General features: G+C 69.8%; 15 protein-coding genes and 3 tRNA genes. 6 read left to right on the top strand and 12 right to left on the bottom strand.

The window, feature by feature from the left end; genetic code table 11:
* Positions 1–30: 30 nt before the first annotated feature.
* The 3 genes from ACX80P_RS01565 to ACX80P_RS01555 form a co-directional block, all read right to left on the bottom strand.
* Positions 31–657 carry an ATP-dependent Clp protease proteolytic subunit gene (locus ACX80P_RS01565; protein WP_459276264.1) on the bottom strand — a complete coding sequence of 209 codons (627 nt, stop codon included), beginning with the start codon at positions 655–657 and terminating at the stop codon, positions 31–33.
* Between the two features lie 247 nt (positions 658–904).
* Positions 905–2410 (bottom strand): trigger factor, encoded by a 1506-nt coding sequence (gene tig / locus ACX80P_RS01560; protein ID WP_459276263.1) that lies wholly within the window; start codon positions 2408–2410, stop codon positions 905–907.
* A 69-nt stretch (positions 2411–2479) separates the two neighbouring features.
* Positions 2480–2553, bottom strand: a tRNA-Pro gene (locus ACX80P_RS01555).
* A gap of 113 nt (positions 2554–2666) precedes the next feature.
* Here ACX80P_RS01555 and ACX80P_RS01550 point away from each other — a divergent pair.
* Positions 2667–2737: transfer RNA gene (locus ACX80P_RS01550), tRNA-Gly, on the top strand.
* A gap of 56 nt (positions 2738–2793) precedes the next feature.
* On the opposite strand, the gene ACX80P_RS01545 is transcribed toward ACX80P_RS01550, so the two are convergent.
* A complete protein-coding gene (locus tag ACX80P_RS01545) occupies positions 2794–3669 on the bottom strand; it encodes an Fpg/Nei family DNA glycosylase (protein WP_459276262.1) in 876 nt (291 codons plus the stop codon).
* On the bottom strand, positions 3662–4132 hold the full coding sequence (locus ACX80P_RS01540; RefSeq protein ID WP_459276261.1) for a ribose-5-phosphate isomerase: 471 nt from the start codon (positions 4130–4132) through the stop codon (positions 3662–3664). Before ACX80P_RS01540 ends, ACX80P_RS01545 begins: the two co-directional genes overlap by 8 nt.
* Before the next feature lie 217 nt (positions 4133–4349).
* Between ACX80P_RS01540 and pepN the strand changes: the two genes are divergently transcribed.
* From pepN to ACX80P_RS01520, 4 genes are all read left to right on the top strand, one after another.
* On the top strand, positions 4350–6902 hold the full coding sequence (gene pepN / locus ACX80P_RS01535; RefSeq protein ID WP_459276779.1) for an aminopeptidase N: 2553 nt from the start codon (positions 4350–4352) through the stop codon (positions 6900–6902).
* A gap of 74 nt (positions 6903–6976) precedes the next feature.
* Positions 6977–7456, top strand: a complete 480-nt coding sequence (locus ACX80P_RS01530; protein WP_459276260.1) for an OsmC family protein — start codon at positions 6977–6979, stop codon at positions 7454–7456.
* 99 nt (positions 7457–7555) lie between these two features.
* The gene (locus ACX80P_RS01525; RefSeq protein ID WP_459276259.1) at positions 7556–8182 is read left to right on the top strand and encodes a mechanosensitive ion channel family protein; all 627 of its coding nucleotides are present in this window, start codon (positions 7556–7558) and stop codon (positions 8180–8182) included.
* Positions 8179–8673: a globin gene (locus tag ACX80P_RS01520; protein WP_459276258.1), complete on the top strand. Its 495-nt coding sequence runs from the start codon at positions 8179–8181 to the stop codon at positions 8671–8673. The genes ACX80P_RS01525 and ACX80P_RS01520 overlap by 4 nt, the downstream gene beginning before the upstream one ends.
* Positions 8674–8704: 31 nt before the next feature.
* Here the strand turns inward: ACX80P_RS01520 and ACX80P_RS01515 are convergent, their stop codons facing one another.
* Together ACX80P_RS01515 and ACX80P_RS01510 are read right to left on the bottom strand one after the other, a co-directional pair.
* Entirely contained in the window at positions 8705–9361 is a 657-nt protein-coding gene (locus ACX80P_RS01515; RefSeq protein ID WP_459276257.1) for a DUF8185 domain-containing protein, read from the bottom strand.
* A complete protein-coding gene (locus ACX80P_RS01510) occupies positions 9358–9831 on the bottom strand; it encodes an acyl-CoA thioesterase (RefSeq protein ID WP_459276256.1) in 474 nt (157 codons plus the stop codon). The genes ACX80P_RS01515 and ACX80P_RS01510 overlap by 4 nt, the downstream gene beginning before the upstream one ends.
* Positions 9832–10017: 186 nt before the next feature.
* Between ACX80P_RS01510 and tesB the strand changes: the two genes are divergently transcribed.
* Positions 10018–10938 (top strand): acyl-CoA thioesterase II, encoded by a 921-nt coding sequence (gene tesB / locus ACX80P_RS01505; RefSeq protein WP_459276255.1) that lies wholly within the window; start codon positions 10018–10020, stop codon positions 10936–10938.
* 81 nt (positions 10939–11019) lie between these two features.
* On the opposite strand, the gene ettA is transcribed toward tesB, so the two are convergent.
* The 5 genes from ettA to ACX80P_RS01480 form a co-directional block, all read right to left on the bottom strand.
* Positions 11020–12702 (bottom strand): energy-dependent translational throttle protein EttA, encoded by a 1683-nt coding sequence (gene ettA, locus ACX80P_RS01500; RefSeq protein ID WP_459276254.1) that lies wholly within the window; start codon positions 12700–12702, stop codon positions 11020–11022.
* A 146-nt stretch (positions 12703–12848) separates the two neighbouring features.
* Positions 12849–13409 carry a DUF6993 domain-containing protein gene (locus ACX80P_RS01495; protein WP_459276253.1) on the bottom strand — a complete coding sequence of 187 codons (561 nt, stop codon included), beginning with the start codon at positions 13407–13409 and terminating at the stop codon, positions 12849–12851.
* A 34-nt stretch (positions 13410–13443) separates the two neighbouring features.
* Positions 13444–14037, bottom strand: a complete 594-nt coding sequence (locus ACX80P_RS01490) for a single-stranded DNA-binding protein (RefSeq protein ID WP_459276252.1) — start codon at positions 14035–14037, stop codon at positions 13444–13446.
* Positions 14038–14226: 189 nt separating this feature from the next.
* A tRNA-Arg gene (locus tag ACX80P_RS01485) sits at positions 14227–14299 on the bottom strand.
* A 70-nt stretch (positions 14300–14369) separates the two neighbouring features.
* Positions 14370–14789 (bottom strand): DUF3224 domain-containing protein, encoded by a 420-nt coding sequence (locus ACX80P_RS01480; RefSeq protein WP_459276251.1) that lies wholly within the window; start codon positions 14787–14789, stop codon positions 14370–14372.
* Positions 14790–14803 lie beyond the last annotated feature (14 nt).

Below are 14803 nucleotides of genomic sequence, written 5' to 3'. Positions count from 1 at the left end.
CGACTGGTGAAGAAAGGGGCTGGGCGCAGACTAGGCGGTCTGGTCGGTTCCGCCGCCGCCGGCCACGGATCCGGAGTGCGCGGAGATGTGGTCGAAGAAGCCGTATTCCAGGGCCTCCTGGGCCGTGAACCACTTGTCGCGGTCGTTGTCCTTCAGGATCTTCTCGACCGTCTGGCCCGTCTGCTCAGCGGTCAGCTCCGCCATGACCCGCTTCATGTGCAGGATCAGCTCGGCCTGGATCCGGATGTCCGTGGCGGTTCCGCCGATGCCGCCGGAGGGCTGATGCATGAGGATCCGCGCGTGGGGCGTGGCGTAGCGCTTGCCCTTGGTGCCCGAGGAGAGCAGGAACTGGCCCATGGAGGCGGCGAGCCCGGTGGCGACCGTGACGACGTCGTTGGGGATGAACTGCATGGTGTCGTAGATCGCCATGCCGGCGGTCACCGAACCACCGGGCGAGTTGATGTAGAGGTAGATGTCGCGCTCGGGATCCTCCGCAGACAGCAGCAGGAGCTGCGAGCAGATGGCGTTCGCGTTGTCGTCGCGGACCTCGGAACCGAGCCAGATGATGCGCTCCTTGAGGAGCCTGTTGTAGATGTAGTCGTCACGACCGCCCATCTCGGGGCCGGCCATGCTCGGGGTGCTTGGTTCGGTTGCCATTGACGTTGACCTCTCACTCTGGCGGGCCGTCGCCTCTTCGGCCGACCCGTCCGTTTGTCTCTCTCTGGACACTAACCCGCGGGCATGGTGATTTGCTCCCGCTCCGCGAACTGTTCGCTGACGGCGCACGGTCGCGGCGCGGCCGTCGGGGTGCCGTCCGCCGAGGGCACCACAGGGTCCGCCGACGGCTTAACGAGACAGCGGTGCCGCCGCCCGGAGGCTGCGGCACCGCTGTCTGCGTGGCTGTCTACTCGGCGGCCGGCTTCTTGCGCGGCGCGCGCTTCTTCTTCGGCGCCTCAGCGGCCTCGGGCTCCTCGGCGGCTTCGGGTGCTGCGGCTTCGGGGGCCTCCGCCACCTCGGCGTCCGTCGCGTCGACGCCGGTCGCCTCGACGGGCGCATCCTCGACGACGTGCTGCTCGGTCTCGGTGTCGTCCGCGCTGATGGTCTCGGCGTCGTCCCCGGCGGGGCGGACGAACTCGCTGAGGTCGACGGCGGCACCGTTGGTGTCCGTGACCGTGGCGTACTCGAGGACCTTGGCGAGCGCCTTGCGGCGGCGCACCTCTCCGACGATCATCGGGACCTGGCCGCTCTGGTCGAGCATCTGGGCGAACTGGTTCGGCTCCATGCCGTACTGGCCGGCCGTCGAGACGATGTAGTCGATCAGCTCGGCCTGGCTGACGCCGACCTCCTCCTTCTCGGCGACGGCGTCGAGGATGACCTCGTTCTGGAAGGCGCGTTCCGTGTTGGTGCGGATCTCGGCGCGGTGCTCCTCGGTGTCGTGGTCCTCGCCCGCGCTGTGGGCGTTCTCGCCGTTGAAGTGCTGCTCGAGCTGCTCCTCGAGAACGCTCTCGGGGACCGGCACGGGAACGAGCTCGACGAGCTTGTCGAGCACCTTGTCGCGGGCCTCGACGCCCTGGTCCATCAGCTTGGACTCGGCGGCCTGCTTCGCCAGGTCGGCGCGCAGTTCCTCGGCGGTGTCGAACTCGGATGCCAGCTGGGCGAACTCGTCGTCCACCTCGGGGAGTTCGCGCTGCTTGACGGCCTTGACGATGACCTTGACCTGGGCGTCGGCGCCGGCGTGCTCGCCGCCGGCCAGCTTGGTCTCGAAGGTGGCGTCCTCATCGGTGGAGAGTCCGGTGACGGCCTCGTCCATGCCCTCGAGCATGGTGCCGGAGCCGATCTGGTAGGACAGGTCCTGGGCGGAGTCCACCTCGTCGCCGTCGACGGACGCGGTGAGGTCGATGGTGAGGAAGTCGCCGTCCTGGGCAGGACGGTCCACGGCGTTCAGGGTGCCGAAGCGCCCGCGCAGCTCGTCCATGGCCTTCTGGATGTCGTCGTCGGACGCCTCGACGGGCTCGACGGTGACCTCGATGCCCTTGTAGTCGGGGAGCTCGATCTCGGGGCGCACGTCCAGTTCGACACTGAAGGTCAGCTGGCCGTCCTTCGTGGCGGGATCGGGGACCTCGGTGATCTCGACCTCGGGGCGGCTGAGGGGGCGGATACCCGCCTCCTGCACCGCGCTCTGGTAGAAGCCGTTGAGGCCGTCGTTGATGGCCGTCTCGATGACGTACCCGCGGCCGACGCGCTGGTCGATGAGCTGCTGCGGAACCTTGCCCTTGCGGAAGCCTGGAACCTGCACCTGGGTCGCGATGGTCTTGTAGGCCTCATCGATGCTGGGCTTCAGTTCCTCGAAGGGGACCTCGACGTTCAGCTTCACCCGGGTGGGGGAAAGGGTTTCAACAGCGCTCTTCACAGCGTAGGACTCCTGAAATGATTGGGGTTGGTTCTGCAGCGGAGGCACTTTCCTCATCACACGACAGAGTCGGGGTGACAGGAGTTGAACCTGCGACTTCCTGCTCCCAAAGCAGGCGCTCTACCAAGCTGAGCTACACCCCGTAAGTGCGAGTGCCAGTCTACGCACCTTTGCACCGACCACGCACATTTGGCGATAGCACGGCAGCTGTGATGTAGTTATAGGCGTTCCACGAGGCCCCGAAAGGCGCCATTGCGGGGATGTAGCTTAATGGTAAAGCCTCAGTCTTCCAAACTGATTACGCGGGTTCGATTCCCGTCATCCCCTCCGCTTCCGGCCCTCTGCGGCCGTCCCACCCGGGCCGTCGGTCCGGGTGTCCCTGTTTAAGCGCCCTGGCACTGCGGGCACCAGAAGACGTTCCGAGCCGTCATCACCGCCGTGAGGATGGGGGTGCCGCAGCGACGGCACGGCTCTCCCGTGCGCTTGTAGACGTAGTGGGGTGCCGAGCGTCTCGGCCGTCCGTTCCGCGCTTCCGGCGTCGTCGTGACGATGCGCCCGTCGCGCACGCCGTCGTTCATCAGCCGTACCGCATCCGCCCACAGGCCGGCGGCCTCGTCGTCGCGGACCTGCTTCCCGGGCCGCCACGGGCTGATGCCCTGCAGGAACAGCACCTCTGCGCGGTAGATGTTGCCGATGCCGGCGATGACCGCCTGGTTCATGAGCTGGATGCCGACGGGCGTGCTGCTGGACATGAGCTTCCGCGCGAACACGGTGCCGTCGGTCTCCGGCTGGAGGGGGTCGGGTCCGAGTCTCGCCCGTGCCGCGTCCTCCTCGGCACCCATGATGACCTCGCATGCCGTGGGGCCCCTGAGGTCAGCCCAGCCGTGCGCAGACACGAACCGGACCCGGACGGCGCCGACGGGGGCGGGCGGGCCGGCGTAGGGGGCGCCGTCATCGCCGGGCTGTTCCGACTCCCCCACCCGGCGGGGAGCCCCGATGCTCGAGGCACCCCGGAAGGTCGTGTCACCGCCGAAGGTCCACGCCCCGTACAGGCCGAGATGCACGCGCAGGACGCGGTGGTTGTCGAAGCGGAGGAACATCTGCTTGCCGTGCGCGAGTGCGCTGGTCAGCGTGGCGCCGTCGAGCTGGGCGGCGCCCGCCGCGAACCGGCCCTGCGGGCTGGACACGGCGAGCCGCTCCCCCGTGAAGACGGAACCGAACTGCCGGGCGAGCCGGTGGACCGAATGGCCCTCAGGCAACGCTTCCCGTTTCCTCGAACCGCGCCACCTGCGCGATCCGGCGACTGTGCCGCTCGGCACCGCTGAACGGCTCGGCGAGGAAGGCCTCGATGATCGCCGTCGCCTCGTCGACCGAGTGCTGCCGTCCGCCGACGGCGACGACGTTGGCATCGTTGTGCTGGCGGGCGAGGCGCGCGGTGTCGAGGCTCCAGGCGAGGGCAGCGCGGACGCCGCGGACCTTGTTCGCGGCGATCTGCTCGCCGTTCCCCGAACCTCCGAGGACGATCCCGAGGGCCTGGGTGCCCGCGGCCTGGTCGGCGACGACGGCCCGGGCGGCGTCGATGCAGAAGGAGGGGTAGTCGTCCTCGGGATCGTAGGACGTCGGGCCGTGGTCGACGACGTCGTATCCCGCCGCGGTGAGACGCGTGAGCAGGTGGGCGCTCAGTTCCATGCCGGCGTGGTCGGTGGCGAGGTGGACGCGCATAACGATCGGTTCCTTCTGGGTGGCGCCGGGGAGGAGGCGATGGTGGCTGCGGGGAGGTGCCCGCGCAGCGGAACGGGACGGCTCCAGCCTAGTCCTCGGGACTGCAGGGGGTCGACGTGCGCGACGATGCCGGGTGGAATGAGAGAATCGAACGGCCGTGTTACGACCATCACACGCGCCGTATCCGAACCCACCCTGGAGGCGATCCTTGCCCGGTCTGAACCTGACGCGCGACGAAGCACGCACGCGCGCCGATCTGCTCACCGTCCACTCCTACGAGGTCACCCTGGACCTGACGCGCGGCGAGCGCGTGTTCGGGTCGACGACGGTCGTCTCGTTCGACGCGCAGCACGGCGCCTCGACGTTCATCGACGCCGTCGCGGACACGGTGCACCGGGTCGAGCTGAACGGCGTCGCGCTGGACCCCGCGGAGGTCGCCGACGGCGTCCGGATCCAGCTCCCCGTGCTGGCCGAGAGCAACGTGCTCGTCGTCGAGGCCGACATGCTCTACATGAACACGGGCGAGGGCCTGCACCGCTTCACGGACCCCGTGGACGGTGAGGTCTACCTGTACACCCAGTTCGAGGTCCCGGACTCCCGCCGCGTGTTCACCGTGTTCGAGCAGCCGGATCTGAAGTCGACGTTCCGCTTCTCCGTGACCGCGCCCTCGCACTGGGACGTCATCTCGAACAGCACCACGCCGGAGCCGGTGCCGGCGGGATCCGCCGCCGACGGCGTCGCCGCCTCCACCTGGTACTTCGAGCCGACGCCGGTCCTGTCGTCCTACGTGACGGCGCTGATCGCCGGACCGTACCAGTCGGTGCGCAGCGAGGTGACGAGTTCGGACGGCCGTACGATCCCCCTGGGCGTCTTCGCCCGCAAATCCCTCATGCAGTATCTGGACGCGGAGAACATCTTCGACCTCACGCGCCAGGGCTTCGCGTTCTACGAGGAGCAGTTCGGCGCCCCCTACCCGTTCGGGAAGTACGACCAGCTGTTCGTCCCCGAGTTCAACGCGGGCGCCATGGAGAACGCGGGAGCCGTGACGTTCGTCGAGACCTACGTCTTCCGGGGCCGCGTCCCCGACGCGACCGTCGAGCGGCGCGCCATCACGATCCTCCACGAACTGGCCCACATGTGGTTCGGCGACCTCGTCACCATGCGCTGGTGGAACGACCTCTGGCTCAACGAGTCGTTCGCCGAGTTCATGTCCACCCTCGCCGCCGCCGAGGCCACCGAGTTCGAGCAGGCGTGGACGACGTTCGCCATCCTCGAGAAGGGCTGGGCGTACCGCCAGGACCAGCTACCCTCCACGCACCCCATCGTCGCGACGATCAACGACCTCGAGGACGTCCAGGTCAACTTCGACGGAATCACCTACGCGAAGGGCGCCTCGGTGCTCAAGCAGCTCGTGGCCTGGGTGGGCCAGGAGGAGTTCATGCAGGGCGTGCGGCAGTACTTCGCCAAGCACTCGTGGAAGAACACCGAACTGGTGGACCTGCTCTCCGAGCTCGAGGCCGCCAGCGGCCGTGACCTCAAGGCGTGGTCGGCCCTCTGGCTCGAGACCGCGGGCGTCAACACGCTCCGCCCCGAGTTCACCACGGACGAGGACGGCACGATCACCTCGTTCGCGATCCTCCAGAGCGCCGTCGAGGCATTCCCGACCATCCGGCCCCACCGCCTCGCGGTCGGCTTCTACGACCACGACGACGACGGCGCCCTCGTGCGCGTGCACCGGCTCGAACTCGACGTCGACGGCGAGCGCACGGAGGTCCCGGACCTCGTGGGACGGGAGCGGCCCGCCCTGGTCCTGCTGAACGACGACGATCTCGCCTATGCGAAGATCCGCCTGGACCCGGCGTCCCTGCGAACGTCCGTCAGGCACGTCAAGGACTTCAGGGACTCCCTCCCCCGCACGCTGGTCCTCGCGTCCGCCTGGGACGCGGCCCGCGACGGGGAGACGCCGGCCCGCGACTACGTGGAACTCGTCCTGCAGAACATCGGGGCGGAGTCCGACTCGTCGGTGGTACTCGTGCTGCTCCGGCAGCTCGCCTCGACGCTCGCGTTCTACGTGAACCCCGACGACCGCGAGGCGATGGGCGATGCCGCGGCGGACAGCCTGCTCGAGCTGGCCCTCGCCGCTGCCGCGGGGTCCGACGCGCAACTGCAGTTCACGAAGGCGTTCTCCACCCACGCGCGCACCGGCGCGCAGCTCGACGCCGTCGAGGCGCTGCTCTCGGGTGGGAACGTGCCCGAAGGACTCACCGTGGACCAGGACCTGCGGTGGGAGCTGCTCACCAGCCTGGTGGTCGGCGGGCGCGCCGGTGAGCAGGAGATCGACGGCGAGCTGGGGAAGGACTCGACGGCCACCGGCGAGCTGGCCGCGGCCGCGGCCCGTGCGGCACTGCCGACACCGGAGGCCAAGGAGGCGGCCTGGGCGGCGCTCGTCGACTCCACCGACCTGCCCAACGCCACGCAGCGGGCCATGATCGGCGGGTTCACGCGCGTCCACGACCGATCCCTCCTGGAGCCCTTCGTGTCCCGGTACTTCGCCTCCATCCAGGATGTGTGGGCCACGCGCACGTATGAGATCGCGCAGCAGATCATCGTGGGCCTCTACCCGTCACTGCTGACGACGCAGGACACGCTGGACCGGACGGACGCCTTCCTCGCCGGCCTCGGGGAGGAGTCTCCGGCGCTCCGGCGCCTGGTGCTGGAAAGCCGGGACGGCGTCGTGCGCGCCCTGAAGGCCCAGGCCGCCGACAGGTAGCCGCTCACGGGATGGGCGGGCAGGACCACGGCCCTTCCCGCCCATCCCCCACACGCCCGCGTTAGGGTCGTGTCATGAACCTGCAGGAACACTCCTACTCGGCGCGGATCCGCTGGACCGGGAACCTGGGCACCGGGACCTCCGGCTACCGCGCCTACAGCCGCGACCACGAGATCGACGTCGACGGGCCGGGCCTCCTCCTCGGGACGGCGGACCCCACCTTCCACGGGGCGAAGGACCGCTGGAACCCGGAGCAGCTGCTGCTGACCGCCGTCGCGCAGTGCCACATGCTCTCCTACCTGCACGTCGCCGTGCAGTCGGGTGTCGTCGTCACGGGGTACCGGGACACGGCGACGGGCACCATGCGCCTGAACCGGGACGGCAGCGGCGCATTCACCGGGATCGTGCTGCACCCCGTCGTCGAGCTCCAGGACACAGCCCAGTCCGGCCTCGCCGATTCGCTGCACGCCGAGGCGAACCGCCTATGCTTCATCGCACGCTCCCTGAACTTCCCGGTCCACCATGAACCCTCCTCCGGCGCCGCCACTGACTGACGACCGGGGCTCTCCAGCACCGCTGTAGCCTGTTAAGGCGTCCCCGCGCCTCCCGAGCCCCTCGGCGGTCTCCCGGATGCCCGCACGAAAGCGATCTTCATGACATTCCTGCAATCCCTCGGCTATGGCGGCCAGGTCATCAACGCGCTGATCATCCTGATCGGCGCCCTGATCCTGTGGCTCGTGCTCCGTTACCTGATCGGCCGGTCCGTCACCCGCGTCCAGAGCGGTTACAGCGTCTTCAAGAAGCCCCACTTCAAGTGGGCCCAGCCTGCGCTGCGCCCCTTCGACAGCGCCCGCCGCGTCCAGCGCGCGGAGACGATCGGCGGCCTGCTGTCGAGCGTGGCCGCCGTGAGCATCGCGATCATCGCCGGCCTCATGGCCATCGAGACACTCGGCTTCAACATCGGTCCCATCCTCGCGAGCGTCGGTATCGTCGGCATAGCAATCGGTTTCGGGGCGCGCGAGGTGATCCGCGACGCCTTCCTCGGCTTCTTCATCACGATCGAGGACCAGTACGGCATCGGCGACACCATCGAGGTGGGCGACACCGTGGGCGTCGTGCAGTCCCTCGGCCTGCGCATCACGCGCCTGGTCGATACGGACGGGGCCATCTGGTACGTGCGGAACGGGGACATCACGAAGGTGGGCAACCGGTCCCAGGGCGACTACGTGGAGCCGGCACCCGAACCCGCCGCACCCGCCGCCGCGCAGGAGCAGTCATGAGCGCGCAGGACCCGACGCAGACGCCGAACGCAGCCACGTCCTCCCCCGGGGCGCGGACGGCCCTGCCCGTGGAACGGCTCGTCGCTGCAGGGCAGGGTTTCACGCAGCCGCAGTACACCGACAACTTCTACGAGGCGGTGGGCGGCCACCCCACGTTCGTGCGGCTGGTCGACGCGTTCTACGACGGCGTGGCGGGCGACGACGTGCTGCGCCCCATGTACCCGGAGCAGGACCTCGGCCCGGCGAAGGAACGCCTGCTGCTGTTCCTCGAGCAGTACTGGGGCGGACCGAAGACCTACGGGGAGCAGCGGGGCCACCCGAGGCTCCGCATGCGACACATGCCCTTCAGGGTCGGTCCGCTGGCCCGCGACCGGTGGCTGCAGCACATGCGCGCCGCCGTGGACACCCTCGGGCTCGCACCCCTGCACGAGGCGACCCTGTGGGATTACCTCGAACGCGCCGCGCACTCGATGGTCAACGCCGCGGACTGACGTCTCCCCGTCCGCCGCGGCGGCGGGTGTGTCAGAGGACGGCCGCGGCGCGGACGAGGACGTGCCCGCGTGCCGTGCTGATGCGGGACCAGCGCCCGTTTATGTGGATGGTCGCCACCGCTCCGGGTTCGAGGAATCCGAGGCTCAACGCTCCGAAGGCCGCCCCGGCCGGGACCGCGCCGGGCACGCCGGCCATGGGGCGGCCCCACACCGCGATCCTCGCGCCGCTCACCAGCGGGGCTCCCGCGCGCTCCGGCAGGCTGCGCGCCACCTCGGCGATGCCCTGGTGCGCCGCCCGCTCCAGCACCTCGGCGGCCACCGTTCCCGCCGCTTCCCAGCCCGACCGGGGAGGGAGGACCCCTGCCCAGTTCTCCGTGACCGTCACGGTCGGGACGGGGAACACGACGTCGCCCTCGGGCATGCGGGCGAGCCGGTCGAGGACCGAGCCGAGCGCCACCGTGGTGTCGACGTCGGCCTCCTCCCCGAGGGCCATGGTCCTGAGCCCCAGCACGGTCGGTACGGCTTCGCCGAGCACCGTGGGTCGGAGCGTGCACACATACGCGGCGAGCACCCGGCCGGCGCCGACGAGCCTCATGCCGCCGTCGTCGTTGGCGCGGGCGCGGGCCGTGAAGGTGCGGAGATCCGCGACGGTGTGCGGGTCCGCGAAGCGCAGCGTGCCGGGCGTCATCCCCGGTCCCTCGGGCGTGCACGGCGGAAGGGGACCGCCGGGCCCTCCCAGGACAGGAGGATGGACTTCTGCGCGTCGGACAGGCGTACCGGACGACCGGTGCTGCGGCTGACGAGCACCATGGTGGTCGCGGCGATCGCGCTCGTGGTGCTCCCGTCGACCGCCACCCGATCCCGTACCGCGTAGCCGACGTCGAAGCTCGAGCCGCCCACCGCGGTGATCCAGAGATCGACGGCGGCCAGTGCGGGCCCGACCGTCAACGGAGCACGGTACTCGATCTCCTGGCGACCCACGAGGGTGTAGTGGTCGGGGTCGATCAGGTCCATGAACGAACCACCGGGCCGGGACTCGCGCATCAGCGACAGCCGGGCGTCCTCCAGGAACTGGAGGAAGCGGACATTGTTGACGTGGCCGTAGGAATCCTCGTCGCCGAACCGCAGCTGGAGGGGGAAGGTGTGCACCGGGGACATAGCGCCATCCTCTCAAACCGCGCCGCCGCCGGGCGATTCGCCGTGCGACGCGGGACCGGGTGTGAGTAACGCCATCAGCCCGGATGCGTGCCCGTATTGAGTGCGCCCGGGGCGCCGTCTACTGTCAGTAGGTGCCCGGGAGCGACCGCTTCCACCGCCCCCGCCCCCACGAGGAGACACCGAACCATGGCAGAACACGCGCCAGCACCAGAGGCTCCGGCGCAGGGAGCGCCGGCGAAGGACCCCACGCGGGCCCTCCTGGACCTGCTCGACCTCAGCAGCGCCGAGGGGGCGCAGACGGACGAGGAGATCTTCGTCGGGAGCTCCGCCCGCCAGCCGAGCCGGCGCGTCTTCGGCGGCCAGGTGCTCGCGCAGTCGCTGATCGCCGCGATGCGGACGGTCGAGGCGACGCGCGACGTCCACTCCATGCACGGGTACTTCCTGCGCGCCGGCGACGCGGACCAGCCCATCACGTTCGGCGTCCAGCGGCTGCGGGACGGGCGATCGTTCTCGGCCCGCCGCACGCACGCGTACCAGAACGGCGTGCCCATCCTGTCGATGATCGCGTCGTTCCAGGAGCCCGACGACGGCGTCACCCACCAGGACGCGATGCCGGAGGGCATCCCCGACCCCGAGAGCCTGCCGTCGACGGCCGAACTGCTCGGCGCCTTCGACCACCCCGTCGCGCAGGCGTGGGCCTTCGACCGGCCGTTCGACATCCGCCACGTCGATGCTCCGCTGTACCTGTCCAACGAGGGGTCGAGGGAGCCCCGGAACGCCGTCTGGATGCGCAGCCTCGGCCCCATGCCGGACGACCCGAACATCCACCGCGCCGCCCTGGCGTACGCGAGCGACTACACCCTGCTCGAATCGATCCTGCGGCCCCACGGCCTGAGCTGGATCCAGCCCGGCATGAGCGTGGCGAGCCTGGACCACGCGATGTGGTGGCACCGCCCCGTCCGGGTGGACGACTGGCTGCTCTACGTCCAGAGCTCCCCGAGCGCATCCGGGGCACGGGGGCTCGCCGCCGGGCGGATCTACGATCGCAGCGGCGCGCTGGTCGCGAGCGTGGCCCAGGAGGGCATGGTCAGGATCCCGTCCGCCTGACGCCCGGGACCGCCGACGGAGAAGGGGCACGGCCCGCGCCGCGCCCCTTCCTCGATCTTCTTCCGCCGGTGCGCGTGAGCGTCAGTCGCGCGTGAGGCGGCGGTGGGTGACGCGGTGCGGCTTCGCGGCGTCGGCTCCCAGCCGCTCCACCTTGTTCTGCTCGTAGGCGTCGAAGTTGCCCTCGAACCAGTACCAGTTGTCGGGATCCTCCTCCGTGCCCTCGTAGGACAGGATGTGGGTGGCCACCCGGTCGAGGAACCACCGGTCGTGCGAGACGACGACGGCACAGCCGGGGAACTCGAGCAGGGCGTTCTCGAGGCTCGAGAGCGTCTCGACGTCGAGGTCGTTGGTCGGTTCGTCGAGGAGCAGGAGGTTGCCACCCTGCTTGAGGGTCATCGCCAGGTTCAGCCGGTTGCGCTCACCGCCGGAGAGCACGCCTGCCTTCTTCTGCTGGTCCGGCCCCTTGAAGCCGAATGCCGACACGTAGGCGCGTGAGGGCATCTCGACCTGGCCCACCTGGATGAAGTCGAGGCCGTCGGACACGACCTCCCACAGGCTCTTGTTGGGGTCGATGCCGCCGCGGGACTGGTCGACGTAGGAGATCTTCACGGAGTCGCCGATCCGCAGTTCACCGCCGTCGAGGGGTTCCAGGCCCACGATCGTCTTGAACAGCGTGGTCTTGCCGACACCGTTCGGGCCGATGACGCCCACGATCCCGTTGCGCGGCAGCGAGAAGGACAGGCCGTCGATGAGGATGCGCTCGTCGTAGCCCTTGCGCAGGTTGTGCGCCTCGATGACCTGGCTGCCGAGCCTGGGGCCCGGCGGGATCTGGATCTCCTCGAAGTCGAGCTTCCGCGTGCGCTCCGCCTCGGCGGCCATCTCCTCGTAGCGGTTCAGGCGCGCCTTGGACTTCGTCTGGCGTCCCTTCGCGTTCGACCGGACCCACTCGAGCTCCTCGGTCAGGCGCTTCGAGAGCTTCTGGTCCTTCTTGCCCTGCACCTCGAGGCGCGCGCGCTTCTTCTCCAGGTACGTGGAGTAGTTGCCCTCGTAGGGGTACAGGTGGCCGCGATCCACCTCGGCGATCCATTCGGCGACGTGGTCGAGGAAGTACCGGTCGTGGGTGACGGCGAGCACGGCGCCGGCGTAGGACTTCAGGTGCTGCTCGAGCCAGAGCACGCTCTCGGCGTCGAGGTGGTTGGTGGGCTCGTCGAGGAGGAGCAGGTCCGGCTTCTGCAGCAGCAGCTTGCAGAGCGCGACGCGGCGCCGCTCACCACCGGAGAGGACGGTGACGTCGGCCTCGGGCGGCGGGCAGCGGAGGGCGTCCATGGCCTGCTCGAGCTGGGAGTCGAGGTCCCATGCGTCGGCGGCGTCGATGGCCTCCTGCAGCTTGCCCATCTCGTCGAGCAGCGTGTCGTAGTCGGCGTCCGGGGAAGCCATCTCCTCGGAGATCTCGTTGAAGCGCTGGATTTTCCCGAAGATCTCACCGACGCCCTCCTGCACGTTGCCGAGGACCGTCTTCTCCTCGTTCAGCGGCGGCTCCTGCAGCAGGATGCCGACGGTGTAGCCGGGGCTGAGGCGCGCCTCGCCGTTCGACGGCGTGTCCATGCCTGCCATGATCTTCAGGATGGTGGACTTACCCGCACCATTCGGTCCCACGACACCGATCTTCGCGCCCGGGAAGAACGACATGCTGACGTCGTCGAGGATTACTTTGTCGCCAACGGCCTTGCGGGCCTTGCTCATTGTGTAGATAAATTCCGCCATGCTCCTAAGGCTAGTGGGTGGCCGCACCGATCTCCCACTCGGCCGGTCCGGGCAGGGGACACCCGAGCCGTACCGGGCGCCGCCTCCGGGCGGGCCCACGCCCGTGCCGGCCCCGCCTTGCCGCTGGGCTCAGCGCTGGTCCCGGCTCAGCGCTGGTCGCCGACGAAGCACCGGCCCGAGGCGAGCGCGGGAAGGACGACCACGGTGGCCGTGCCCTCCCGCACCTCCCCGAAGACACAGGTCCCCCGGATCAGGCCGGCGCCCTGGATCGCAGCGACGTCCAGGCCGGTGGGCGTGCTGTCGGCGGACACCTCGACCGACTCCGGGGTGGCCCCGGCGTCGGCGAAGCCCTGCCCGATGGCGGCCCTGACCCGATCACTCGTCACGGCGTCTCCCCCGCCGGCCAGGCGGGTGAGCGCGGCCCCGACGGCCGCGGCGATGCCCGACGGATCGTGCTCGGGGTTGGCCGGCGCGGTAGCCGAGGCGGCAGCCGGGGGCAACGTCGCGGGAGCATCGACGCCGGACCGAGCCGAGGTCAGGGCCGGTCCCGGGTCCGCCGTCCCGGAGGAGGAGAGAGCGCCCGACGGATCCGGTGCCACGGCGGGCGTAGCCGTACAGGATGTGAGGCCGAGGGTGAGCCCGGCGCCGAGCAGCGCGATCACCCGGGCGGTTCCATGGGCTCGGTGTCGGGCGCGGGCAGCAGTCACCCGATCATCCTGCCACCGATCGCCGGCGGGCCGGTCAGAACGGGACGGTCTCCTCCCGGTGGGTACCCACGTGGTCGCTGCCGTCCCCGCCCTCGGAGAGGGCATCATCGGCGCCCCTGTCGTCGTCGGGCGAATCCGCATCGAGGTCCGGGGCCGGGTCGAACATCTCCCCCGTTGCGGCGTCCACCCCCGCCGGGATGCCGTCCCCGGCCGGAACGCCGCCTGCGGGCTCCTCCGCTCCGGTGCCGGGCTGCGTCTCGCTGCGATCGGCCGCCGTGCGCCTGAAGTTCGCCGTCCCCCACATGAGGTCGTGTCCTGCGGTGTCGGCGTCGATGTCGACGGACGTGCCCGTCCGGCCGTCCGCGTTGATCCACGGGCGCACCTTCAGCCGGCCGGTGACGATCACGCGGTCGCCCTTCTTCAGGCTCGCTCCGGCGTTGGTGGCGAGTTGCCGGAACATGGACACGGAGTACCAGTTCGTGTGGCCGTCCACCCAGGCATTCGCCTCCCTGTCGAAGCGGCGGTCCGTCGAACACATGCGGAACCCGGCGACCGCCAGGCCGCTCTGCGCCGAGGTGAGCCGCACGTCCGTCGCGACATAGCCCCGCACGGTGATGATGTCGGTCATGATCTGTCCTTCCGTAGCTCCTGGTGGGCGGCGGTGGGTGCCGGCCTCCACCAAGTGTTCGGCCGGGGACCTGATCGTGCGGAGGCGGCCGGCCCTATGTTGACAACCGCCTCGGGCCGACCCCGACCGGCGGAGGAAGGAGCCGGACATGCGAAGGGCCGGACGCGTCGGCGTCCGGCCCTGATGCTGTGCCCCCGGCAGGATTCGAACCTGCGACCAGAGGATTAGAAGGCCCCTGCTCTATCCCCTGAGCTACGGAGGCAGTGCGTCCAGTTTACTATGGGCACTCCGCCAGGACCCCGACCCCGCCGCGGGGAACCCGGGCTGCCGTCCTAGTCGGTCATGGCGGGGAAACTGACCCGCAGTTCCAGGCGGTGCTGCCCGTCCGGGTCCTGCGAGTAGACGGCCTTGCCGGAGATGCCGCGGAGCCCGTCCGTGCCGGAGCCGGGAACGACGTGCCCGGAACTCGCCGCGTCCGCGCCTTCTGCGACTCCCCAGTGCTGGACCGTCATCGCGCCCGTCCGGTCCCCGATGGTCCCCACGAACTGTTCGGACGCGACGTAGCCGGCGCCGACGTCGTTCCCCGCCATCAGCAGTTCGGCCGTGCTGGTCCCGCTGATCTCGCCCTCGAAGACCTTCGAGGCCCGCACGCGGGAGAGCTCGCCCGTGCTGCCGGGCTCCGAGTACGCTTCGGCATCCCAGCCGGTGATCTCGAACTCGCCCGTGTACGTCGTCGTTCCTGTTTCAATCATCTGTTCAGTATTGC

This window comes from Arthrobacter arabinosi (assembly GCF_054511115.1).
Note: the sequence above shows the minus strand (reverse complement) of the source record. Positions and strands in the feature narration are given on the sequence as shown.

Bases quoted from the DNA above. Each gene is read 5' to 3' on its own strand.
- ACX80P_RS01520 (WP_459276258.1), top strand. From the start codon at position 8,179: ATGAGCGCGCAGGACCCGACGCAGACGCCGAACGCAGCCACGTCCTCC.
- ACX80P_RS01565 (WP_459276264.1), bottom strand. From the start codon at position 657: ATGGCAACCGAACCAAGCACCCCGAGCATGGCCGGCCCCGAGATGGGC.
- ACX80P_RS01490 (WP_459276252.1), bottom strand. From the start codon at position 14,037: ATGACCGACATCATCACCGTGCGGGGCTATGTCGCGACGGACGTGCGG.
- ACX80P_RS01530 (WP_459276260.1), top strand. From the start codon at position 6,977: ATGAACCTGCAGGAACACTCCTACTCGGCGCGGATCCGCTGGACCGGG.
- ACX80P_RS01510 (WP_459276256.1), bottom strand. From the start codon at position 9,831: ATGTCCCCGGTGCACACCTTCCCCCTCCAGCTGCGGTTCGGCGACGAG.
- ACX80P_RS01540 (WP_459276261.1), bottom strand. From the start codon at position 4,132: ATGCGCGTCCACCTCGCCACCGACCACGCCGGCATGGAACTGAGCGCC.
- ACX80P_RS01480 (WP_459276251.1), bottom strand. From the start codon at position 14,789: ATGATTGAAACAGGAACGACGACGTACACGGGCGAGTTCGAGATCACC.
- ACX80P_RS01525 (WP_459276259.1), top strand. From the start codon at position 7,556: ATGACATTCCTGCAATCCCTCGGCTATGGCGGCCAGGTCATCAACGCG.
- ettA (WP_459276254.1), bottom strand. From the start codon at position 12,702: ATGGCGGAATTTATCTACACAATGAGCAAGGCCCGCAAGGCCGTTGGC.
- ACX80P_RS01515 (WP_459276257.1), bottom strand. From the start codon at position 9,361: ATGACGCCCGGCACGCTGCGCTTCGCGGACCCGCACACCGTCGCGGAT.
- tesB (WP_459276255.1), top strand. From the start codon at position 10,018: ATGGCAGAACACGCGCCAGCACCAGAGGCTCCGGCGCAGGGAGCGCCG.